Genomic DNA, 22,654 nt, shown 5'->3' with positions numbered 1-22,654 from the left:
GTAGGAAAACACGCCAATGGCAAATAGTATCTCGCGAGTAGGTATCGTCGGCGCCGGTCAGATGGGCTCCGGAATTATTGAGGTCTGTGCGAAGGCCGGTAGCGATGTCAAGGTCTGGGAGGCCAAGGAGGAGTTCCTTGAGTCCGGTCGCGCCCGTATTGAAAAGTCGCTGGATAAGGCCGTTTCCCGTGGCAAGCTAGAGCAGTCTGCACGTGATGAGATTCTGGGGCGTATTAGCTTCACCACCAAGCTGGAAGACTTCGCTGACCGTGAGCTGGTCATCGAGGCCATCGTGGAGAACCCAGAAGTAAAGGCCAGCGTATTCTCGCAGCTCGATGAAATTGTTGAGTCGGAAGATGCCATCCTGGCTTCCAACACCTCCTCGCTGCCGATTCAGTCCATTGCTGCAGCTACCAAGCGCCCGGAGCGCGTCATGGGTCTGCACTTCTTCAACCCGGTTCCGGTTCTGCCTCTGGTAGAGCATGTCGTTACTCTGACGACCGGTGATGTTCAGTCGGAGCGTGCGTACGAGTACGCTTCCGAGGCGCTGGGCAAGACCGTCATTCGCGCTAAGGATCGCTCGGGCTTCATTGTTAACGCCCTGCTGGTTCCGTACATCCTCGGCGCTATTCGCATGCTGCAGGACGGCATTGCTACTGCAGAAGACATCGATGCCGGAATGGTCAATGGCTGTGCGCACCCGATGGGTCCGCTGACTCTGGCCGACATGGTTGGTCTGGACACCATCAAGTTCATTGCCGATGCCATGTTCGATGAGTACAAGGAGCCGACTTACGCGGCACCTCCACTGCTCAAGCGCATGGTTGAGGCGGGTCACTTCGGCCGCAAGTCCGGCCGTGGCTTCTACGACTACTCCAAGTAGTCCACGCTTTTAGCCCCGTTTGGGGCGAGTATTGAGTTCTTACCGGTTGACGGGCGTTTCTCCCGCCAACCGGTTTCTTTTATGCATTTATCAGTGAAAACCCGGAGTCTGATGGGGAAAGCTCCCACGATCGGCGCTAGCATTTTGAAAACTTGTTTCTTTTCAACGCGCCGAAACCTCACAGTGCGCTTAACATAAGTGAAGATTTTGTCAGACCTTGGCTTATAGAGCACTTCACAACTGGTGCCTCCCACGCAGCAATCTGGAAAGGAATGCTTCAGTGTCTTCTTTGAAGCCGCACAAGCGCACTGCAACACGTACTCGCGTCGGCGCTGCTACCGCAGCAATGGCAGTTGTAATGGGGCTTACACCGGCAACGGCCGTGGCAGCTCCGGTCAACCCGTTGGCCGAGCACGGCAACCGCCTGGACTCTGTTTCTGATCTTCCAGCTAATGTGGCCGCTCCAGAGGGAATCAAGCTCCCCGGCGGTGGCTTCGAGGTCCCGGATTCCATCTCGCTGCCATCATCTTCCGATGAAAACACCGACCCGAATGCGCCGAAGCCAACCTCGTATCGCCCGGACCAGATTGCACGCGCGTACCCGTCGGATGCCGCCACCGATAACTGGTTCTACTTCTACGTTGTGCATCCTTTCGTGGAGCTGGAGAAGAACCACCCAGAGGTCATGGACCAGAACCTCGAAACGGTCGTCCGCATTAACAACGCTGCCAAGAATGACCCGCAGGCACAGGAACTCGCTCTTGATGACGACTACCTGGACCCACTGGCCAATATTTCCACTGCTTTCGGTGCAAACCTGGGCCAGCACTTCCGTGATGCCTACGACGAGGATCGCCTGCCGAAGGTAAAGGCCCTGCTGTCCGGCAACCTTGCTCGCGGCGGCGGTCTGGTCAGCTCGACCTTCTTCGAGAAGTACGTCTACGGCTACGATCGCCCGTTTGTGGTGGCACCGGAGCGCATCGAGCGCTACTACCGCGAAGGTCAGGACGACCCGTACTCAACCACGCCGTCCTACCCGTCGGGCCACACCAACAAGGCTGCATGGACTTCAACCATGCTGGCCATGATGCTGCCGGAGGTTGCACCACAGATTCAGGCTCGTGCGTCCGAGGCCGGTCATTCTCGCCTTGTCATGGGCGTCCACTACCCGCTGGACGTCATGGGCGGCCGCATGATGGGCAACCAAGCCGCAGCTGACCGTTGGGCAGACCCAGAGTTCCGCCCACTCATCGAAGAAGCCATGGATGAGCTGCGTACGGAGCTCGAGTACCGCTGTGGCGACACCATCGCCAACTGCGTTGCCAAGGACACTCCGTACATGAGCACCGCAGCTGCCGTTCAGCAGTACACCGAACGCATGACCTACGACTTCAAGCAGGTTGGCCCGGCTAACGAGCCAGTTGTTGTACCGAAGCGTTACGCAGGTTTGCTGGAGACCCGCTTCCCGCAGCTGACTGAGGAACAGCGCAGCTCCATCCTCGCTCAGACTGCAATCCCATCCGGCTACCCGCTCGACCGCACTGACGGTGAGGGCCAGCACGTTCGCATGAACCTGGCTCGCGCTCTGGCCGCCAACGTTGTTGTCAACGCCGATGGCAGCGTCACTGTCACCAACTAAAACGTCAACTACAAGCGCAGGGCCGCGTCAAGACGGTCCAGGGCCTCCCCGAGGATTTCCGGGGAGGTCGCAAAGTTAAGCCGCACATGCCCAACCCCGCCTTCGCCGAATGCGAAGCCGGGGTTGAGTGCTATTTTGGCGTTTTCAACCAGCCACGCAGCTGGGTCCTCACTGTCAACACCAGACACGTCACCCAAGTCCAACCACGCCAAAAATGATGCTTGCGGTGGGGTAAAGCGAGCCTGTGGCGCAATAGTGGACAAACGTGTTCGCAGAGTCTCACGGTTGGTGCGCAGGACATCGACAAAATTGTCCAGCCAGGGCACGCCATCGCGGTAGGCGGCGGTGGCTGCGGCGACACCAAGAATAGAAGCGCCTTCGCGAACAATGAAGGGCAGCTCCAGCCAGGTTTTGGCATCTTCGTCGTTAAAGATGATTTGCGCACACTTGAGGCCGGCGGTATTCCAGCCCTTCGAGGTAGCAGTCACCGTGATAGTCACGGCCGCCGCAGTATCCGACACCGACGCGGTTGGAGTGTGAGTGCCATCTAGAACAACTGGGCCGTGAATCTCGTCTGAGATAACGCGCGCACCAAAGCGAGCGGCTAAATCGGTAATCTCACGCAGTTTTTCGGGGGAGTAGGTAAAGCCGAGAGGATTATTCGGGTTACACAAGATCAGGCAACCGGCACCGTCGGCGAAGGCGCGTTCGAGGGCGCCGAGATCCGGGCCGTCGGCAAGCGTGGGAATGCACACTGTCTCGCGTCCTAGCGCGGGACCTACCTGGAAAAACGGCATGTAGGCGGGAGTGGGGACGACAATTGCGGAATCGGGGCGGGTGAAGCGTTCAACCGCGAGTGTGACACCGCGGACTACGTCGGCGACTGCAAAGATATTGTCTGGGTTCGGACGCCAACCGTAGCGTGCTGCAGAGAAGTCCGCGGTTGCGGTCGTAAGCGCGGTGATGTCCTGCGAGAGGTATCCGAACTGTTCGCGCTGACACGCCTCGTCAATCGCGGCACTGACCGCAGGGCAGGTTGTGGCATCAGATTCTGCGACCCACAGTGGCAGCACGTCCGGTGAATATGCGGTCCATTTGACCGTCCTGCGGGAGCGGAGCTCATCGAGGGAGGGGAAAGTGACAGCGTTATTTACACTCATAATTCCCGTGTATACAGAAAAAGTGGGAAGTCCGAAGACCCCTGCTTTAACCAGTAGCTACGGCCGCATCAGAAGCAGCCGCGGCAATGGCCAGCGCTAGGCTAGCCTCAGTGCCTCCTCAGCAGCTGGCAGTGCAGCTTCGCGATCAGCTTTGACCAGCCCCAACCGTGTGCGGCGATTGAGAATATCGTCGACGCTGAGAGCTCCCTCGTGCGTCACATGCCAGGCGAACTCGGCGCGGGTGACATCGAGACCCTCCGCTACCGGGTCGAGCGGTCGGTCGAGCGGACAGGATTCGATGACCCCGAAGGATTCGGCACCGTAGCGGTTAAACAGCGGCATTGGGATACGGCCGGCAGCGGCAGCGGTGCGAGCGCGGTCGAGCTCCTCTGGCTCGGAGCCCAGCACAGGGATGGTGCGGGTGGAGCACGGAGCAAGCGAAACACCGAGCTTTTCCGCAACCTTGTCCACGGTTTGCTCAGCCATTAGACGGTACTCGGTGAGCTTGCCACCAGTAATGGAAATCAGGCCGTTCGGGGCCTCCAATAAGGCGTGCTCGCGGGAGAGGTCAGCGGTGTGTGCCTCGCCGGTGTCGATGAGCGGACGCAGGCCGGCGAAAGCACCGATGACATCGTCGCGAGTGAGCGGAACCTCGAGTGCCTGGTTGATGACATCGAGCAGAAAAACGATGTCATCCTCCGGCACTTCCGGCTCGTCCGGAATCGGGCCCGGTGCATCCTCGTCGGTCAGGCCAATGTAGACGCGGTTGTGCTCTGCGGGAAGGACAAAACAGAAACGGTTGGTGTGACCAGGAACCGGTACCGTGAGAGAGCCGGTAGGGTTGCCTAGCTTCGCGGCGTCAAGAACCAGGTGCGTGCCGCGAGATGGGCGAATCTTGATGTTCGTCGCTAGGTCTGCGGCCCACACACCAGTGGCATTGACCACAGCGTGAGCCGGCAGCTCGAAGGAATCGCCAGTGAGCTCGTCGATTAGTGTGGCTCTCGTTCCAGAGGCGTTCTCGCAGCGCACCCGGGTCAGAATAGTTGCACCGTAGCTGGCGGCAGTTCGAGCGATAGCGGTGACCAAGCGTGCGTCGTCACGCAACTGACCGTCGTAGTTGACGTAGCCGAATTTCACGTCGCGCTTACGGACGGTCGGCGAAAGCTGGCTGACTCGGCGGGAACTGACAGTGCGGGACAACGGCAGGGTAGTGGCGGAGGTACCAGCGATAATGCGTAGAAAGTCACCGGCCAAGAAGCCTAAACGCGGCAAAACCCGGGTCAACGGTGCGAATTTGTCCATCACCGGTACAACCTGTGGCAGGTTATGCACCAGGTGCGGAGCGGTGACGTCGAGCAGCGCACCACGTTCAATAGCTGAGCGGCGAGCGATACCGACATTGCCACTGGCAAGGTAGCGCAAGCCGCCGTGGGCGAGCTTCGATGACCAACGAGAGGTGCCGAAAGCGAGGTCTTTCGATTCGACGAGAACGGTTTTCAAACCCCTCGACGCCGCATCTAAAGCGATGCCGACACCAGTGATACCGGCGCCGATGACCAGCAGATCAGGGATGTCGCCCTTAGCGGTTTCTTCGCGTAGACGATTCAAGTCCGCTTGCCGACGAGCCTTGTTCAAAACCGCAGCTGAGCGATCGCGCTGAGGAGCGTGCGTGGCAGTCATAGTCTTTCTTCCTCGACTTTCCCGAAGACGGTAATAATGATGAAACTATCTGGCGTAAGTGATGAAGTTGTGGAGTGCGTAGTGAGTGTGAACTATTTCGGGCGTACCCCATTGCAAGGCGCTTAGAAATAGACTAAGTTGTTCATTATCAACGACCGGCACGGATATTGATTCAAGAAATCTTTCTTAGATGCGAATCATTTCCCGGGATTACAAGGAAGGAGACACCTCGATGGCTATGCACCCAGCGTCCAACCGCTCTGAGTCCATGAACCGAGCTTTCGCTGCTATTGCACCATCGCTGCAGATGTGTTGCTGCTGTCTCCAGTCCGTGCCACCTCAGACAGGTCGTCACTAGAAAAGCGCGCTTAGGCATGTAAAACGCCACGCTGTTTGCGGTCGCACGGACGAAATCGCACCGATTGAGCCGACCATCCCACCATCCGAGCATTCTCGCTTGGAATCCCAGGAAGAAGCGACAGCGACAATGACCGCAGCACTTGAATCTTTTACCCTTGACGATTACGTTTCACTGTTTATTTATGACGGCCCAACGTCACCGGAAATCTACGCTAGCGAACTGGTTAGTCTAGCTCGCTAGCCGAAGCCGACAGCAACAGGGTTAAATCATGTTGCCGTCGTAACGCTCTTCCAAGGAGCGCGGACCGGTAGCCAACTTGCCCGGGTTGAGGATGCCAGCAGGGTCGAGTTCGTCCTTAATTGCACGCATGACCTTGGCGAACAACTCGGTGTTCTCCTCGTAGTACTGCGGGCTGTGATCCTGGCCAATGCCATGGTGGTGCGTGATGGTGCCGCCAAAGTTCATCATGGCCTCCGACGCCGCGGTCTTGATGTCCATCCACTGCTGGAGGATCTCGCCCTCGGTCTCGCGGAAGAAGTACGTGAAGTACAGCGAGCAGCCGGATTCGTACATGTGAGAGATGTGGCAGAAGACGTACACCGGGGTGCCGTGCTTCTCGCCAGCGGCTTCCATTGCGGAGGCGATTTCGCGGCGCAGTGTAGCGGCGTTATCCCAGGTGGTGGCGGTTTCCAGGGTGTCGACGCCGACGCGGCGAGTCATCATGACATCGCGCAGGTACGGCGAGGAGAAGCGGTGGTTAACCCAAGCCATGCCCGGGATGGAGCCCATGCGGACGCACTTCTTGGCCAGCAGGCGAGCGGCCAGGCGCTCACGGGTGACGCGGGCGCCGACCGGATCCGTCTGCGCAAAGCCAAAAATCACCATGCACGGGGTGTCGATGCCACGCAGCTTCAGGTACTTTGTGACCTTCTCGGACATGCTGGCGGAGCCCAGCTGAGTGAGGCCGAACAGCGTCTCCTTCTCGTCGGAGATGCGTGCTAGGTGCGGGATATTGCCGCTCTGCTCCAGTTTGCGCAGCTCCTCGGCGGCTTCCTCAAAGGAGTTGAAGAAGTAGGTGTCGAAGAGCATCTCCTTTTGTGGACGCTGATTCAGGGCAATCGTCACATGCGTGATGATGCCCAGGGTGCCCTCCGAACCCAGGAAAAGCTCACGCGGGTTCGGGCCGGATGCCGACGACGGCATGTCGCGGAATTCCATGGTGCCGGCTGGCGTGACGACGCGCATGCCAATCACGTTGCGGTCGATACGACCGTAACCAGAGGATTCTTGGCCTGCCGAGCGGCAGGAAACCCAACCGCCGACAGTGGAGTACTCGAAGGACTGCGGGAAGTGACCAGCGGTGAAGCCGGCCTTGGACAGCTCCTTTTCCAGGTCGGGGCCGAAAACGCCGGTCTGGGCGGTGACAGTGCCAGCGACTTTGTCGATGTCGATGATCTTGTTAAAGGCGGTCATGGACACTGCGATGGCCTTACCCATGCCTCCGTCAACAGCCTCCACGCCGCCGACGACCGAGGTGCCACCACCGAAGGGGACGACTGCAATCTTGCGCTCAGCGCATACCTTGAACAGGTCTTCGATGTGCTTTTCAGTTTTCGGTAGCACTACAGCATCTGGGGCGACATCGAGCTTGGCTGCGCGAAGGCGAACCAGGTCGGGGTAGGAGCGTCCGACCGCGTGCTTGACGCGGGTGTCGTGGTCGGTGGCGACGGCATCCGCGCCGACAACAGCGCCCAGGGCTTCGATATCCTCGGCGCTGAGGCGACTATCGGGAATGGTGACGTCGGCGATGTTGCGCGGCGGGTTGTTTGCGTCCAACGACATACCGATTTCGCGCTGCAGTAGCTTCTCGCTGGCCGTGGTGATTGGCTTGTCGTTGCCGTCAACACCCCAGCCCCACCAGCGCATGCGGTACGGAATCGTGAGCTTGTTAGACATCCTGAGCTTCTCCTTGGGCATCGGTGCTGCGAGTCTGAACTGCGGAATTATATGTAACTTGCGCGGAAGCACATCTTTACATCTTTTATTATAGCGGTATTACGTTACGTTTTCTCAAAAAATGTCAATCAATCTTGGTAAGCTTTAGTTAGATGCATTAACGCACTCCCATAAAGGCCAGTATTGACCGGTCAAAAGCCCACGTAAAAGTAGGTATTTCTTCGATGAACGCTAACGACAAGGATCTCAACTACCCGCTGGGAACAACTGAGATTCGTACCCTTGCTCTGGTCACTAACCCCCACGCGGGTCATGGCGCCTCGCAGATTGCGTCCGCCCGGGCGAGCCGGGTGTTCGCGGATCGCGGCATCGATGTCATCGCTCTCCAAGGTGCTAACCCCGACGACGCCCGCAAGCTCATTCGTGAGGTCATCGCCGACGGCCGAATTGATGCCCTGGCAGTCTGTGGTGGCGACGGCATGATTAACCTCGCACTGCAGGAGCAGGCACAGACCGGCATCCCCCTCGGTATTATCCCGGCCGGCACCGGAAACGACCACGGTCGCGAATACAATCTGCCGCGTGGCAATGCTCGCGATGCCGCTCACGTTATCGCCGATGGCTTCTGGACGACCACTGACCTCGGCCGCATCATCAATGAGGCAGGGGAGCAGCGCTGGTTCGGCACTATCATGTGTGCCGGCTTCGACTCGATTGTCTCCGACCGCGTCAATCAGATGACCTGGCCGCATGGCCGCAACCGCTACAACCTGGCTATCGTCCGCGAGTTCTTGGCTTTTCACTCGCTACCATTCCGCATCACGCTCGATGACGATCGGGTTCTCGAAGATCCAATCACGCTGGCCGCCTTCGGCAACACCCGTTCTTACGGCGGTGGGATGAAGATTTGCCCGTCCGCAGACCACTCCGACGGACTGATGGACATCACTGTCATCGGCAAAGCCGGGCGCATCAAGGCCGCCCTGGCCTTCAAGTCCGTGTTCGACGGCACCGTTGAAAAAATCGGGGAGGTCAGCACCTACCGCGCCAAGAAGGCTTACGTGGAATACATCGGCCCGCCACGCCAGATGAATGCCTACGCTGACGGCGACCTCATGTTCCCGATGCCGGTCACCGTCGAAATTGTTCCGGGCGCTGGCCGCTACATCGTTCCCCGTCCGTAAAAGGGCGCAGGGGTGCCCGTCGTCAAGCGTTTCCTGCATGCTTGACGACGGCGCGTTACCCCTTGATGCCGTATTTCTTCAGGCGCAGACGATCCGCCGCCGAGGCCGAAGCCGTCAGGCGTAGCAACTCGGCGTAGATACCGTCAGTCTGCGCCAATTCTGCGGGTGCTCCGACCTCGTCGACGTGACCGTCACGCAGCGTCACGATGGTGTCCACATCGGAAATTGTGGACAGGCGGTGGGCGATGATAACCGTTGTGCGTCCCTCCATCAGCTTGTCCAAGCCTCGCTGAACTTCGCGTTCTGCCTTGGTGTCCAGCGCCGAAGTGGCCTCGTCCAGGATGAGCAGGGGAGCATCCTTCAAAATTGCGCGCGCGATGGCGATGCGCTGCTTCTGGCCACCCGAGAGCTTCATACCTCGCTCGCCGATAGTGGTGTCGTAGCCGTCGGCGAAGCTGCGGATGAAGTCGTCGGCGTTGGCCTTCTTCGCGGCGGCAATGATTTCTTCGTCGGTGGCGTTGGGTTTGCCGTAGGCGATGTTTTCCCGAATCGTGCCGGAGAACAGTGACGAGTCCTGGAACACGACGGCAGAGCCAGCACGCAGAGTGGAACCGGAAACCTCGGAGACATCCGACCCCAGCACGCTCAAGCGGCCTGCGGTCGGGGCGTAGAAGCCGAGCAGCAAGTTGACGATGGTGGACTTGCCGCCACCCGACTCGCCGACCAGGGCGATTTTCTGGCCCGAGTACGCCTGGAAGCTGACATTGGAGAGCACCGTCTTGTCCTCTTCGTAGGCAAAATCCACTGCGTCGAAGTCGACAATGGGAGCGCCAATTGCCTCCTGTTCGGCTGCGCGTTCCAGGGAGGAACGGTGGGCGCTGTCGACGGACTCTGCGTCTGCGGTGGAACTAACGGACGCGGAGTCGAAGTCGCCGTTATTCGCGGTCGCTGCACTGAGCAGCTCCGGCTGCGTGCGAGTCTCTGGAGTAAGCTCCATGACCTTGAAGTAATCGCGCGAACCGGCGACTGCGCGTTGGGCAGCGTCGACCAGGAAGCTCATCATGGTCACTGGTTGGCGCGCCATGTTAATCAGCTGAATGAGCATGACCATGGTGCCGATGGAGAATTCTCCCGACAGCGTACGCAGGAAAAGCAGCAGGTAAATGCCTGCGAAGATGATGTTCAAAATGCCCCCGCGAAGGGCATCCATGCGGTGCCACCACGTTGACTGATCGCGGGTCAGGGAGATGGTGCGGCGGAAGCGGGAACCAAAGAAAGCGATTTCGCGCAGCTCTGCAGTGAAGGAGCGGACAACCTTGACTTGGCCGATGACCTCGGCAAAACGGCCACCGGCGATATCGATTTGTTCGTTCTTTTTCGCTTCAATCTTCTGCCAGCGCTTCGAGGTCAGCGCGGTCAGCAGGGTGTAGACCGGGAAAACGATAATCAACAGCACCGCCAGTGGCCAGTAGTGCCAGGCGGTGATGCCCAGTACCGCGCCGACGGTCAACAGCATTGGGAAGAAGTTGTTGGAAAACGCCTGGAGGAACTGCGTGATATTGGTAATCGAGCGTTCCAGGCGGGAGATAATTGTGCCGGTGACCTGACTGTCGAAATAGCGTTGCGGCAGCGACAGCAGCTTTGCATAGTAGCGGGTCGACAGAATCTCGCGCATGCGCGCAGTCATCACATCGCCCAGGTAACCACCGATGTTATGCACGATGGTTTGCGTCAGATCTGCGATTAGCAGCCCGATGACCAGCCAGATTACCGTGCGAGTGGTATCGGACATCGCCGCCTGGCTCAAGCCTTCATCGCTGGACACCGCGCCGACGATGGCGTCGGTGGCATCGCGGATGAGGAAGGGGCTAATCAACGACGCGGCGGCGGTGGCCAGCGAACAGATGATGACCCCGATATAGAAAGGCCAGAGCACTCGTGTAGTGGACAGGATTCTGCTGAGCAGACGCACGAAAGACCTCTATCTTGCGGGAGGATCACTCCCGCTATGAAATTACTGCGACAAAAGCCCTATCCTAACAGCGAACGCACAGCACCAAGCGGCAGCGGCAGCCAGTTGGGGCGGTTCTGCGCTTCGTAAAGGCACTCGTAGATGGCCTTATCCAGTACAAAAGCCTCCAGTAGTGCCGGGTCGCTGGCGTCGCCATAGCCTTCCAGGAAGGCATCGATATTGCGGCGAGCCCACTGCTCAACACGCTCGGTAGCCGCCTCGGTGTCTTCACGTCCGGTCAGCAGCGGGTAGTGAGCGGCGTAATCGAAGGAGCGAATCATGCCGGCGATATCGCGTAGGCGGTGATCCGGCAGCCGGCGCTCCTCCCACGGGCGCGACGGCTCGCCTTCGAAGTCAATCAAGCGCCAAGAGCTCGGCGTGCGCAATACCTGCCCCAAGTGCAGATCACCGTGGATTCGCTGGACGACGGCGCCACCTTCCGGAACCGCAGCCTCCGCGCGATCGAAGATAGCCTGAGCCTTATCCTTGACCTCAGCAATTTGTGGCACCACACCAGCAACGAAGTCCAGTCGAGCTCGCAGTGGGGCTACCAGCTCCGCACCGGTCAGACGCTCCTTTACCGCGACAGCGGCAGCGAGGCTGCTGTGTACCGAGGCCACTGCTGCGCCGAGCGCACGCGCTTCGGATGTAAAGTCGGTGCCCAAATCTTCCAGCGGGGTCTGACTGTCGCGGATGGCATCGCGCACTGCGCCAAGAGCCAACTCCCAGCCATCGACCGAGTTCGGTGCGAATTCCTGCAGCATGGCGGTGGTGTAGGTGTCTTCGCCAATGGTGGTCTCCACCCAGGAGTAGAGCTCAGGGACGAACTTGCAATCCGCCTGGGCCAGTGCGGCCAGCAGCTCCACATCGGCATTAGTACCGGGGTAGAGGCGACGGAAGAACTTGCACATCACGCGGTCGTCGAAAATGACCGAGGTGTTCGACTGCTCGACTCCCATGGGGCGGCCGGATTCCGGTCGGAGCTGCTCAGAGCCCGGCACACGCCGCAGTTCCATGCGGCCGAGCTTGCCTTCGTCGGAAAGCTTCTGGCCGAGTGCTGTGATGGCATCCGAATCGATCAGAGCGTCGTAGCCGACGATGCCCTCGGCGCGAACCAGCAGGGACTGCTCGTGGCCATCGGGGACGTCCTCCGCCCAAGCGATGGGCAGCTGATAGGTCGGTGCAGAATGTGCGGTGTGCACCCTCACCAATGCGATATCGACATCGGGACTGTCGGGATTGTCGCGCAGTACGGGGTCAAGCGCGAGGATCTCGACGTGGTCGATGTCAGAGACCTTGTCAGCGAAAAAGCGCATCTTGACCAGTGTTTCTGCCAGCTCTTCGGCAATGAATTCGGCGGTGGGAATAGTCATTTTAGTTCTTTCGCCTTTCGGGACTTAAAAGATCACTCTTTATTATCGGCGTTTGTTACGGCATCGGCGGAGGCATCGGCGGCCGTGCCGGAGTGCTCGCGTGATGACGTCACCGGCGCGTCCGATATCGCCTGCGCAACCGGGATTGTCGGCGCCGACATCGAGGCGCTCGATTCGAGGTTTGTCTCTGGCGGCAACTGGATTTCGAACCAGTAGAAACCGTGACCAGGAAGCGTGATCTGGTAGGAATCAGTGCCAATCGTGGGGAAGGGAACCGAACCCGTGAGCTCTACCGGGGTGGCTCCGGCGAACTCGGACAGATCCAGCGAGACGGCCGCGGGGTAGGAGGACAGGTTGTTGACGCACAGCAGCACTTCGTCGCGGTATGTGCGCAGATAGGTCAGAACAGAGGCGGTGTCGCTATTCAGCTCGCGGAAGTCACCGAGGCCAAAAGCCTCATAGCGCTTGCGGACCTGGATCAGTCGACGCACCCAATTCAACAGCGAATTGGAGTAGCTCGCTTGGTTCTCGACATTGACCGCCTGGTAACCGTAGGTCGCATCCTGAATGGTCGGCAGATAGAGCCGACCGGGGTCGGCCTTGGAGAACCCGGCGTTGCGGTCGGGCGACCACTGCATCGGTGTGCGCACGCCATCGCGGTCGCCGAGCCAAATGTTGTCGCCCATACCAATTTCGTCCCCGTAGTAGAGCACCGGCGAACCCGGCAGGGAGAGTAGCAGGGCATTGAAAAGCTCGAGCTGTGTGCGGTCATTTTGCAGCAGTGGCGCTAGACGACGGCGAATGCCGATGTTGGCCTTCATCCGCGGATCGTGCGCATACTCGGCGTACATGTAGTCGCGCTCGGCATCGGTGACCATTTCCAGCGTCAGCTCATCGTGGTTGCGCAGGAAGATTCCCCACTGAGCCGAAGACGGAATCTCTGGCGTAGACTCCAGGATCTCCGAGATGGGGAAGCGGGACTGCTTTCGCACCGCCATGAAAATGCGTGGCATGAGCGGGAAGTGGAAAGCCATGTGGCATTCGTCGCCGCCGACCTCCGGGTCGCCGAAGTATTCCACCACATCGGAGGGCCACTGGTTGGCCTCCGCCAGCAGGACGCGACCCGGGTATTCCTCATCCATGACCTTGCGGCAGCGCTTCAGAAAAGCGTGGGTCTCGGGCAGGTTCTCGCAGTTAGTGCCTTCGCGCTCGAAGAGGTAGGGCACAGCGTCGAGGCGGAAGCCATCGATGCCGAGATCGGACCAGAAGCGCAGCACATCGAGCATCGCTTCCTGCACCGCCGGATTGTCATAGTTCAAATCCGGCTGGTGGGAGAAGAAGCGGTGCCAGTAGTACTGGCCACGCACCGGGTCATAGGTCCAGTTGGAGTCCTCGGTATCGACGAAGATAATGCGTGCGCCCGAGTAGGTGTCCGGGTCGTCAGTCCAGACATAAAAATCGCCGTAGGGGCCATCGGGGTCAGTGCGCGACTGCTGGAACCACTCATGGCTATCGGAGGTGTGGTTCATCACCAGGTCAGTAATAACGCGGATACCGCGCGCATGGGCCTCGTCGAGAAGCACCTTAAAATCCTCGACCGTGCCAAACTCGTCGAGCACGGCGCGGAAGTCGCGGATATCGTAACCGCCGTCGCGCAGCGGGGAGTCGTAGAAAGGCGGCAGCCAGAGGCAGTCAACGCCCAGCCATTGCAGATAATCGAGCTTCTCCGTCAGCCCTTTGAGGTCGCCGGAGCCGTTGTTGTCGGAGTCGAAGAAGGCCCGGACGAGCACCTCATAGAACACCGCGCTGCGGTACCACTCGTAATCTTCCTTGGCGATAGTCATGCATCCCAGCGTAATGACTATGCCACTAGCCTGCAGAGAGAGTTTTCCTGCGAGATCCCACAAGACCGTGCGAGATGGCCGTCCTGGGAGACCTCATTAAACAGCATTCTAAACAGCCTTGTGTTCCTGAATTAACGCAGCGAGCTGGTACGCATCATCCAACTTCAACTCCGTTGCCACCGGAGTGACCGCTCCCGGCACCATGTCGATCCGCACGTTCGCCACTCCCGCCGCTTTCTTCAGCGGAGAAATAATCAGTGTATGTCCTTGAATACGCTGCCAGGGAACGATGAACCGCGTATGCCAGAACCGGCCCTTTGTCACTAAAAGACCCCGCCGCGTGGCCTGCACCTTTTGGAATTTCCAGTCAATTGGGCTGAGCCACCATGCCGTGCGTGGAGTCTGCCAGGAGCCCAACAGGTCATCCGCGGAGGACGGTCCCGCAATCTCAGTCATCAGGTAATCGACAATCGCGTCCGTCTCCGGTGCCGGTGCCACTGGCACCAGTGTGTTGTTCGACTGTGTGCTGTCCAGGCCATAGCCGGCCACCGAAACGTCCGCGCGGGACCATTTCCACGGACGCCACCAGAGAGGTTGCACCACTTTAAAGCCATGAATGCGATCAATCGGAATGGTTTGGGCGCGCGTCGACAACAGTCCGGCGGTAATCGCCAGACGCCTGCTTTCCGACGACACCTTCAGCGTGAAATCCCACGACTGATTTAGTACTCCGAAAAGGCCGAGCGCGAAACTGCCAATCACAATCAGAGTAGTGATGGTTACTCCGCTGAGGATTTCCACGATGAAGTCGGTGAACAGCGCAGAGACAACGGCGAGGAGGATGAGAGCTATGCCGACGAAAAGACCGGGTCCAATGGCCACGGATGCAATCAGCCGTCCGACATCGACCGGGCCAAAGATGGTCTTTGTGGCGGACATGCGGGAGGACATGTGGGCGCTGGAGTCTAGGGGCGCGGAAGGGGTGTCACCGTCGTAAAGCGAATGTGCCAGTTCGGTGTCCAACTTTTCTACCTCACCCAACACGTCGGCGCGGAACTGTTCGCACTGCGGGGGAGTGAGGTATTTGATTGTGAAGTGCGAATCGGAGCCGCCGGCTGTTTCAATGACAATTTCGGCGAGCCCGAAAATACGCGCCAACAATGGTTGGTTGATATCCACCGCCTGCACGCGGTCGAGCCGTGCCGCGCGTCGAGAACGCAGTAGCCATCCGGAGCCGTAGCGAACCTCATCGTCGGTGAGTTCGTAGAACGTATACCGCCAGGATAGCCATGAGAAAAATGCAATCAGACCAATAATTATGGCGACCGCACCGGTACCGACAAGGAGACCGAGCCATGCCCAGTCGTAGAGCTGAGTCACGACAGCAACGGCCAACTGCCACTGATTCGCGACTGCGAATGCAGTCACCGCAGCGATTGTGGCAAAGCTTTTGAGCAGCGGAGATAGGGGATGAACTCTATGCCTCATTTAGAGACCCGCCATCCGGTCGTGGGCGCGCTGAGATAGACGAGCGCGCAGGGCGAGCGCTTCTTCACGTGGCAAACCGTGGACGGCTGCATCCGAGCTCGCCGATGCTGTGTTGAGCTTCAGCGTTGCCAGTCCGAATAGTCGAAGGAGAGGTCCTTCATCGATGTCGATGAACTGGATTCGTCCGTAAGGGACAACAGTGACCGAGCGCCACCAGCGTCCGGACGCAACAATGAAGTCGTTGTCCTCTTCGAGGTATCGGTGGGCACGAACTCGGCGGCCGATGAGCCAGTAGATATATGCGAAGTAGAGCACGCAGGCGAGGACGCCCAACCACATCCACGGAGTCCACATCACAGCGGCGACGACGGCTGCAATCGTGATAACTAGCAGGGGAGCGGCATGCGCGACTCGCTTTACCTTAGCCAGCGCGGGGTCGACCGGCTGCAGCGCGGAATTCTCGGGGACTAATAAATTAAGCGGCTCCATAGTTAACAGTTAAACACAGAGGGTAAAGCTTGCGTCTGGCCTGGTGCTTCGGTAAGAACGGTGGCTATGGATCGCAGGAAACTCATAGCAGTACTCATCACGCTGATCACCATTTTGGTCTGCGTAGAGATTTATCGGTACATGCAGACTCTGCCAGCTTAAGTCGCTGGGCTCAGTTGTTGAGCGCAACAGCACAGCGCTAACCAGCGCAAGCCTCACCCGCCTTATGCCTTATGCGCCAAAGAGCTGGCGCGGAGCCGCCCACGCATCGATGGCAATGTCCTCGACTGCCTGGGCGTTAGCGCCAGCAAAGGTGGTCACCTTGCGGTCGTCGTTGTAGCGGGGCATGTGTGAGGTGCCTTCGCGGATGAACTCGACCGCCACTTGGTGGAATGGATGGTTGGGCTCTTTCATACCGAAGAAGCGTGCAATGTCGATGCAGTGCGGAGCGCCACTGGTGCGGCCAGCAGGTGCATAGCCCAACCCCTCTCCCGGTTCGAACTGTGCCGCCCACACATCCAGCTCAGCCGCCACGGACCGTTCGGCGACTTTAACAGCGTATGAGCGAATCGCTGAGTCAGAAATGACATTCCCCATCGGGCGCTCGGCATAGGCGGTGGCCGGAAATTCGCCGTGGCCGCGATGCCCCTTGGCGTAGCGCCGAGCCATCCACTCCCGCATGGGCAACTTGTCCATCGCCACAACCGGCGGTTCTGAGAAGAACTCTTCGCTGGTGGCGGTCACCATCGTTGGCAGTGTGGGAGCAAAGCTGTCAAAGCGAGGCCCAATTGCGGGATCCGAAGGCGAGGATGCCGACACCAATTTCTGGGCCAGAGCAACCCTGCGTTCGTCGGCACGCGAAAAGACGTCGGTGGACGGCGCACGTCCCACACCGATGCCCGCCAACGTGCGGCGGAGGCGCGAGCCCGACAGCAGTGAGAAGGCGGGCGACATGGCAATGGTGCGTTGGATCTGGCCGCGCGTGCGATCGTCAGCAGCCAGAGTGAGCGCCAGCGCCGCACCCGCCGATTGCCCCGAGATAGTGATGTTGTCGATATCGCCGCCGAAGGCAGGCGCATTACGACGAGCCCACTGCAGCCCCAGATACAGGTCATCAATGGCCCGGTAGTTCTCTGTTTCACTGTCACGCCAGAAGCCCTCGAGGCCCTTGCGGTATCCAAGCGAAACGGTGACGATGCCCGCCTGTGCGAAGGCCGTCGCGTCCGTCCAGGGTTCGGAGGGATGCCCAAACTCGTAGCTACCACCGTGGATCCACAGCAATACGGGATAGGAAGCGTCCGCGGGCTCAGCCGGTGCGGTGACGGTGAGAACTAATTCGCGCTCGGGTTCACAGCGCCGAGTGCCCGACTGTGGGCCGTCTGCCACCGGTGCCGACGCGGCGAACGGAGCAGCATCTGCGTAATCGATATTGAAAACTTGTATTGCGTCATCGTGAATACGGCCGGTTAGCCTCCCACAGGGAGCGGAAATAGTCGTCTCTGTCATGGCGGAAAACGCCTCCTCGTCACGGTTGGTCCTGCCAGAACGGCGGGGAGCCTGTTTCAGACGGTAGGCGCACTCTGGTTTCTCGAGCACGCTACAGTTGAATTCACTATGACCAATGATGCACGAAATCCACTGTTGACACCGTCGGAATTGTTCTGCGAATTGCCAGATTTTGCGGCAATCGATGACAGCCACGTCCGCGAGGCCTTTAGCGAAGCAATGCGCAGCCATGCGCGCGAGATCGACGCCATCGCCACGTCGTCGGAGGCGCCGACCTTTGTTAACACCATCGAGGCAATGGAAAAGGCGGGCCAAGATCTGGACCGCGTTGCTGCTTATTTCTTCAACGTTGCCGGTACGGACGCCACCGATGTCCGCATGGAAATTGAAGCCGAGATTGCCCCGCAGCTCACTGCACACCTGGATCAGATTCGCATGCGCAGTGACCTGTGGCAGCGCATCAATGCCATCGACAGCGTTGACGATGCCGCCAACCCGGAAGAGGCGAAGCTGCTGCTGAAGAAGGTCCGCGAAGACTTCCAGCGCGCCGGTGCGGACCTCAGCGACGGGGACAAAGCCGAGCTCAGCCGCATCAATTCCCGCCTCTCTGAGCTCTCCACGGCTTTCGGTGAAAACCTGCTGAAGGACACCGTCGCGCGCGCCGTGGAAATCTACGACCGCGAGGAACTCGCCGGGCTTTCCGACGATGCCATTGCGTCCTTCGCCGCCTACGCGAAAAAGGCAGACACCGATGCGCCGTGGCTGATTCCGCTGGACCTACCATCAACTCCGGCACAGCTGGCTGACCTGGATAATCCGGCTACTCGCGCCAAGCTCTACGAAGCCTCACTGGGGCGCGCGGGTGCTGCCTCCGGCACGTTCGACAACTCCGACATTGTGCTGGAAATGGCGCGCCTGCGTGCCCGCCGTGCCAAGCTGCTCGGCTACGACACGCATGCGGATTACGTCATTGCCAAGGAGACGGCAACCACCGCAGAAGCTGCTCGGAAACTCATTGCAGACCTGGCGCCAGCTGCCATTGCCAATGCTGAAGGCGAGTACAAGCGGGTCGCTGATCTGGCTGGCGGTGAGACGGTCACGGGCGCTGACTGGCCGTATTGGGAGCGCCGTCGTAAAGCGGAAGAATTCGCAGTCGACACGGAGGAACTCAAGAACTACTTCGAGCTGCACCGTGTCATCGAAGACGGCGTGTTCTACGCTGCCCGCAAGCTCTACGGCATCGAGGTAGTCAAGCGCGAGGACCTGCAGGGATACGCGCCGGGCACGACCGTGTGGGAGGTACGCCAGGGCGGAGGCGAGACCATCGGCCTGATTATTACGGACTACTTCTCGCGCCCGACCAAGCGCGGTGGTGCATGGATGAGCTCGTTTAGGAACCAGTCCCGTCTGCTGGGGCGCCTGCCAGTCGTGGTCAACGTGATGAACATCGCCGAAACCGAGCCGGGAACCCCGGTGCTACTGACGCTCGACGAGGTCACCACTGCTTTCCACGAGTTCGGGCACGCCCTCCACGGTCTGCTTTCCGACGTCACGTACCCGACCTTCTCGGGCACTAACGTCCCACGCGACTTTGTGGAATTCCCCTCCCAGATTAACGAGAACTGGGCGCTTGAGCCGTCCATTCTGGCCAATTACGCCGTCCACGTTCGTACCGGTGAGCCGATCCCGGCCGAGCTAGTCGAGTCGGTGAAGAAGGCCCGCACCGCTGGTGAGGGATTCGCCACGGTTGAGTACCTCGCCGCGTGCGCCATCGATCTGGCATGGCACAGCCTCACCGAGGAGGAAGCAGCTCAGGTCACTGATGTTGATGCCTTCGAAGCGGAAGCACTCGCCGAACTCGGCCTCGACGTTCCCCACCTGGCTCCGCGTTACCGCTCCCGCTACTTCAACCACATCTTCGCCGGCGGTTACTCGGCGGGCTATTACTCCTACCTGTGGGCAGAGGTGCTCGACGCGGACGGTTTCGGTTGGTTCACCAACAACGGCGGTGCCACAATCAGCGGCGGCAGCCACTTCCGCGAGGAGATTCTCTCCCGTGGTGGCGCCATCGACTTCATGGCCGCCTACCGTGCCTTCCGAGGTCGCGATAAGGACATCCAGCCGCTCCTCGAACGCCGCGGGCTGTCGGGCACTGATGCCTAGCTTCACGCTTTACGACGAGCCCCGCGACCGCAGCCCGCTAGTTATTCCGGTCACCGGCAGGGTAGGTTGACACTCATGGCAGAAGCATTCGACAGAGTAGGGCAGTGGCTTATTCAATTGCCACTGCTTGCGCAGGTCAGCGTGCTATGCGCGGTTCTGCTGGTAGTCGGAGGGTTTGTTGCTTTCGTTCTCGTTGGCGCAATTGATGTTGTCATCGGTCGTCTGTGGCAGAGGTCGGTGCATCGGCGGGAGCGTTCGCAGGAGCGTCGAGGAGCGGGCAGCGAGAGCTAGCCGATGAGGTAGTGGCCTTGCGGATAGCTCACCGGGAGGCCCGGTGAATTGAGCTGGGACAAGCCCCCTTTAAGTGTTGGGTCGCTATCGCTGCCCTAAGGTATGTCTTAAAGTATTAGGAAATTTGCCCAACAGGCTAGAGTTGGGTAGTTCGCAAATATTTCGCAGTAGGGAGCTGAGTTAGCATGCATCGGTCGAGGCACTCGAAGGTCCTACTTGCCCTAATCGTTTTGCTTCTTCTCATCCTCATCGCTGGTGCAGTCACCGATTTCCAGTTTTAGCCTCGGTTTTAGTGCCGGGCACATAACCTGAAAGATCGGTGAACAGCAAAAATGAGGGATTAGTCGCTCACGAACCAATTAACGCTTGAATCCGGGGAAGCGAGGCAGGTCCTCGACAAGCACGGCCTTGCCCTCGGCATCGGTTAGCGGAATGCACCAGTTCGGGTACTGGTCGTGGCTCGTGCCCGGCTGGTTCTGAGTACGACGATCGCCGACCATGTCCACCAGGGCCTCACACTTCAGCGCGGATGGCGTCTGGTCGAGGAAGCGGTGCAGGCCCGTGACCAGTGCGTCAATTGGTGGCAGATTATCGCGGGTAAGGGACTGAACATCCATGTCCGCAGCAGCCGTGCCACCAAAGCAGCCAGCTTCCTTGGCAGCGCCCAAAACCTTTCGAATCCACTCGAAGTCCCGGCGGTCTTCCTCCGCGACGTCGGAAAGCAAGAGCCCCAGGCGTTCCCTCAGCTTGATGTGCTCGCCTGCGAGGTAGCCTGCCGTCGGCGGCAAATCGTGCGTGGTGACGGAGGACAGGCACAGGCTGCGGTAAGCGCTCGGTGGTTTCGGCTGGTCGCCCTCGGATTCAAACCACACAATCGAGGTGCCCATGATGCCCCGCGAGGCCAGGTAGTCCTGCACCCACGGCTCGAAAGTGCCCAGGTCTTCGCCTACGACGACGGCCCCAGCGAGCTCGGCCTCAAGCGCGAGAATGCCGACCATTGCCTCGTGGTCGAAGTACAGGTAGGTGCCATTGACGGGGGACTCCATCCGCGGCATGACCCAGAGGCGGAACATACCCAGCACGTGGTCAACACGAATGCCACCTGCGTGGCGAAGGATTGTGCGCAGCATGTCGCGCCAGGGGCGGTAGCCGGCCTCGGCTAGCTTGTGCGGGTTCCACGGCGGCTGCGACCAGTCTTGGCCGCGCTGGTTAAAACCGTCTGGCGGTGCGCCAACAGAGATAGCAGGAGCGAGCCAATCCGCAAGGTTCTCGGCATCCGCGCCGCCAGGGTGCACGCCGACGGCAAGGTCGGCCATGATGCCGATGCGCATACCCGCATCCAGGGCTGCCTCTTGTGCCTGGCCGAGCTGCTGATCGAGAATCCACTGCACCCAGAGGTGGAACTGGAAGATTTCCTCCCGCAGAGATTCGACACTGGCGTGGTTACCCAACGGTGGAACCAACTCGATATCGTTCTCGGCTACGGCACCAGAATCGGAAGTGGCAGCGCGTGCAGCATCGCGGGCAGCAGCGCGATCCGCGAGCTCGCGCTCGGTGCACCACGACGCGTAGTCGTAAATGCCACGACCCTCGGCCTCCAGCCAACGGTCAAATTCCGCCTGGCGTGCGCTGGACAGGGGGATCTTGTGAATTGCCCGCAATACCTTGAGCTTTGCAGCGTAGATGGGGTTGCGGTCAATCTCATCAGGGCTGTGATTGAGTTGGCGGAAAGAGTTCGCTAGCGCACGGGCTTCATCGGCCTCGTCCTTGTCCAGGTACCCGAACTCGTCGATAAGCTCTGGGCGCGCGTACAGCGGATTGACATAGCGGCGCGTGGTGGGCAGGTACGGCGAGTCTTCTACCGGAGGCAGTGGCTCTGCGGCGTGCAACGGATTGATGAGGACGAAATCAGAGCCCGCGTGCTGCGCGCTGACCTGTGCCAAGTCGCCGAGGGTAGCGAAATCGCCAATACCCCAGCTGCGGCTGGAGCGTACCGAGTACAGCTGTGCCATGACACCATGGGCAGGATTCTGCACGTACTTGTCGGCAGTGGCGAGACGGTTGGGGGTTACGGCCACATCGCACTCAGCGACGTTGTCATCGTTGACTGCGCGCAAGCGATGCCAACCAAGTGGCAGATCCTCTGGAATTGCGAAGGCGGCTTCTCCCATCAACACATCGCCGACTTGGCGTGGCGGAACCAAGTGGTGCACCTGAGCGCAGGGCCATTCTGCGCCGTCCTCCAGTTTCACAGTCACGCTGACATTGCTGCCGTGCGGTACGTGAACCAGAACTCGGTGGAAGATGCCCTGGCGGGTAACTACCACGGGCGGGAGAAGGCGAGACCACTGCGTGTCTGCCCACTCACGACGGGCGTCGTTGATGTCGGCATCGCTGGGATCTGGGCCCAGATCGATGTCGAGAGCAGCGAGAGTTTTTAGCACTGTCTCACGAGAGACGTGCACGAGTTGGCCCTCGGTGGAGTAGTAGGAAACCCCAACTCCGACATCTTTAGCGAGGTCGGCGAGTGGAGAGGAAAGGGGAGGATTGGAAGCTGCCTGTGTCACCCTTTCCATCATGCCAGTTTAGAAAAACTTTGCCAGCAGTAAGGCAAATCACTTCGTTA

16 protein-coding genes are annotated in these 22,654 nt (G+C 59.6%); 6 read left to right on the top strand and 10 right to left on the bottom strand.

What is annotated here, in order from left to right; all coding sequences use genetic code 11:
• Positions 1-16: 16 nt before the first annotated feature.
• Positions 17-883 carry a 3-hydroxybutyryl-CoA dehydrogenase gene (locus HMPREF2787_RS08980; RefSeq protein ID WP_016423138.1) on the top strand — a complete coding sequence of 289 codons (867 nt, stop codon included), beginning with the start codon at positions 17-19 and terminating at the stop codon, positions 881-883.
• A gap of 280 nt (positions 884-1,163) precedes the next feature.
• A complete protein-coding gene (locus HMPREF2787_RS08970) occupies positions 1,164-2,522 on the top strand; it encodes an acid phosphatase (RefSeq protein ID WP_070859046.1) in 1,359 nt (452 codons plus the stop codon).
• A gap of 8 nt (positions 2,523-2,530) precedes the next feature.
• Here HMPREF2787_RS08970 and HMPREF2787_RS08965 read toward each other — a convergent pair whose 3' ends face one another.
• Positions 2,531-3,682, bottom strand: a complete 1,152-nt coding sequence (locus HMPREF2787_RS08965; protein WP_070859045.1) for a MalY/PatB family protein — start codon at positions 3,680-3,682, stop codon at positions 2,531-2,533.
• 96 nt (positions 3,683-3,778) lie between these two features.
• Positions 3,779-5,362, bottom strand: coding sequence for a glycerol-3-phosphate dehydrogenase/oxidase (locus HMPREF2787_RS08960; RefSeq protein ID WP_070859044.1), 1,584 nt, complete (start codon positions 5,360-5,362; stop codon positions 3,779-3,781).
• A gap of 190 nt (positions 5,363-5,552) precedes the next feature.
• On the opposite strand from HMPREF2787_RS08960, the gene HMPREF2787_RS11110 reads away from it, so the two are divergent.
• Positions 5,553-5,720: a hypothetical protein gene (locus tag HMPREF2787_RS11110; protein WP_168168060.1), complete on the top strand. Its 168-nt coding sequence runs from the start codon at positions 5,553-5,555 to the stop codon at positions 5,718-5,720.
• Between the two features lie 264 nt (positions 5,721-5,984).
• Here the strand turns inward: HMPREF2787_RS11110 and HMPREF2787_RS08955 are convergent, their stop codons facing one another.
• Complete coding sequence (locus tag HMPREF2787_RS08955) at positions 5,985-7,679, bottom strand: FAD-binding oxidoreductase (protein ID WP_083326686.1); 1,695 nt, start codon at positions 7,677-7,679, stop codon at positions 5,985-5,987.
• A gap of 224 nt (positions 7,680-7,903) precedes the next feature.
• On the opposite strand from HMPREF2787_RS08955, the gene HMPREF2787_RS08950 reads away from it, so the two are divergent.
• On the top strand, positions 7,904-8,863 hold the full coding sequence (locus tag HMPREF2787_RS08950; protein ID WP_049192863.1) for a diacylglycerol kinase: 960 nt from the start codon (positions 7,904-7,906) through the stop codon (positions 8,861-8,863).
• A 55-nt stretch (positions 8,864-8,918) separates the two neighbouring features.
• On the opposite strand, the gene HMPREF2787_RS08945 is transcribed toward HMPREF2787_RS08950, so the two are convergent.
• The 6 genes from HMPREF2787_RS08945 to HMPREF2787_RS08920 all read right to left on the bottom strand — a co-directional run bounded on the left by HMPREF2787_RS08945 (position 8,919) and on the right by HMPREF2787_RS08920 (position 17,574).
• Entirely contained in the window at positions 8,919-10,835 is a 1,917-nt protein-coding gene (locus tag HMPREF2787_RS08945; protein WP_070438718.1) for an ABC transporter ATP-binding protein, read from the bottom strand.
• A 59-nt stretch (positions 10,836-10,894) separates the two neighbouring features.
• Positions 10,895-12,247, bottom strand: a complete 1,353-nt coding sequence (locus HMPREF2787_RS08940; protein WP_070438715.1) for a maltokinase N-terminal cap-like domain-containing protein — start codon at positions 12,245-12,247, stop codon at positions 10,895-10,897.
• Positions 12,248-12,279: 32 nt separating this feature from the next.
• Positions 12,280-14,091, bottom strand: a complete 1,812-nt coding sequence (gene treS / locus HMPREF2787_RS08935; protein WP_070859043.1) for a maltose alpha-D-glucosyltransferase — start codon at positions 14,089-14,091, stop codon at positions 12,280-12,282.
• Positions 14,092-14,199: 108 nt separating this feature from the next.
• A complete protein-coding gene (locus HMPREF2787_RS08930) occupies positions 14,200-15,519 on the bottom strand; it encodes a PH domain-containing protein (protein WP_070859042.1) in 1,320 nt (439 codons plus the stop codon).
• Between the two features lie 60 nt (positions 15,520-15,579).
• Entirely contained in the window at positions 15,580-16,068 is a 489-nt protein-coding gene (locus HMPREF2787_RS08925; RefSeq protein WP_070602940.1) for a PH domain-containing protein, read from the bottom strand.
• Between the two features lie 231 nt (positions 16,069-16,299).
• Positions 16,300-17,574, bottom strand: a complete 1,275-nt coding sequence (locus HMPREF2787_RS08920; RefSeq protein ID WP_070859041.1) for a carboxylesterase family protein — start codon at positions 17,572-17,574, stop codon at positions 16,300-16,302.
• Positions 17,575-17,682: 108 nt separating this feature from the next.
• On the opposite strand from HMPREF2787_RS08920, the gene HMPREF2787_RS08915 reads away from it, so the two are divergent.
• Together HMPREF2787_RS08915 and HMPREF2787_RS08910 are read left to right on the top strand one after the other, a co-directional pair.
• A complete protein-coding gene (locus HMPREF2787_RS08915) occupies positions 17,683-19,737 on the top strand; it encodes a M3 family metallopeptidase (protein ID WP_070859040.1) in 2,055 nt (684 codons plus the stop codon).
• 75 nt (positions 19,738-19,812) lie between these two features.
• Positions 19,813-20,028, top strand: coding sequence for a hypothetical protein (locus HMPREF2787_RS08910; protein ID WP_070859039.1), 216 nt, complete (start codon positions 19,813-19,815; stop codon positions 20,026-20,028).
• A gap of 359 nt (positions 20,029-20,387) precedes the next feature.
• Here the strand turns inward: HMPREF2787_RS08910 and malQ are convergent, their stop codons facing one another.
• Positions 20,388-22,607, bottom strand: coding sequence for a 4-alpha-glucanotransferase (gene malQ, locus HMPREF2787_RS08905; protein ID WP_070859038.1), 2,220 nt, complete (start codon positions 22,605-22,607; stop codon positions 20,388-20,390).
• Positions 22,608-22,654: the final 47 nt, after the last annotated feature.

The organism is Corynebacterium sp. HMSC061H03, from assembly GCF_001838215.1.
Lineage (GTDB): Bacteria > Actinomycetota > Actinomycetes > Mycobacteriales > Mycobacteriaceae > Corynebacterium > Corynebacterium jeikeium_D.
This window is presented reverse-complemented; position numbering and strand designations above follow the sequence as displayed.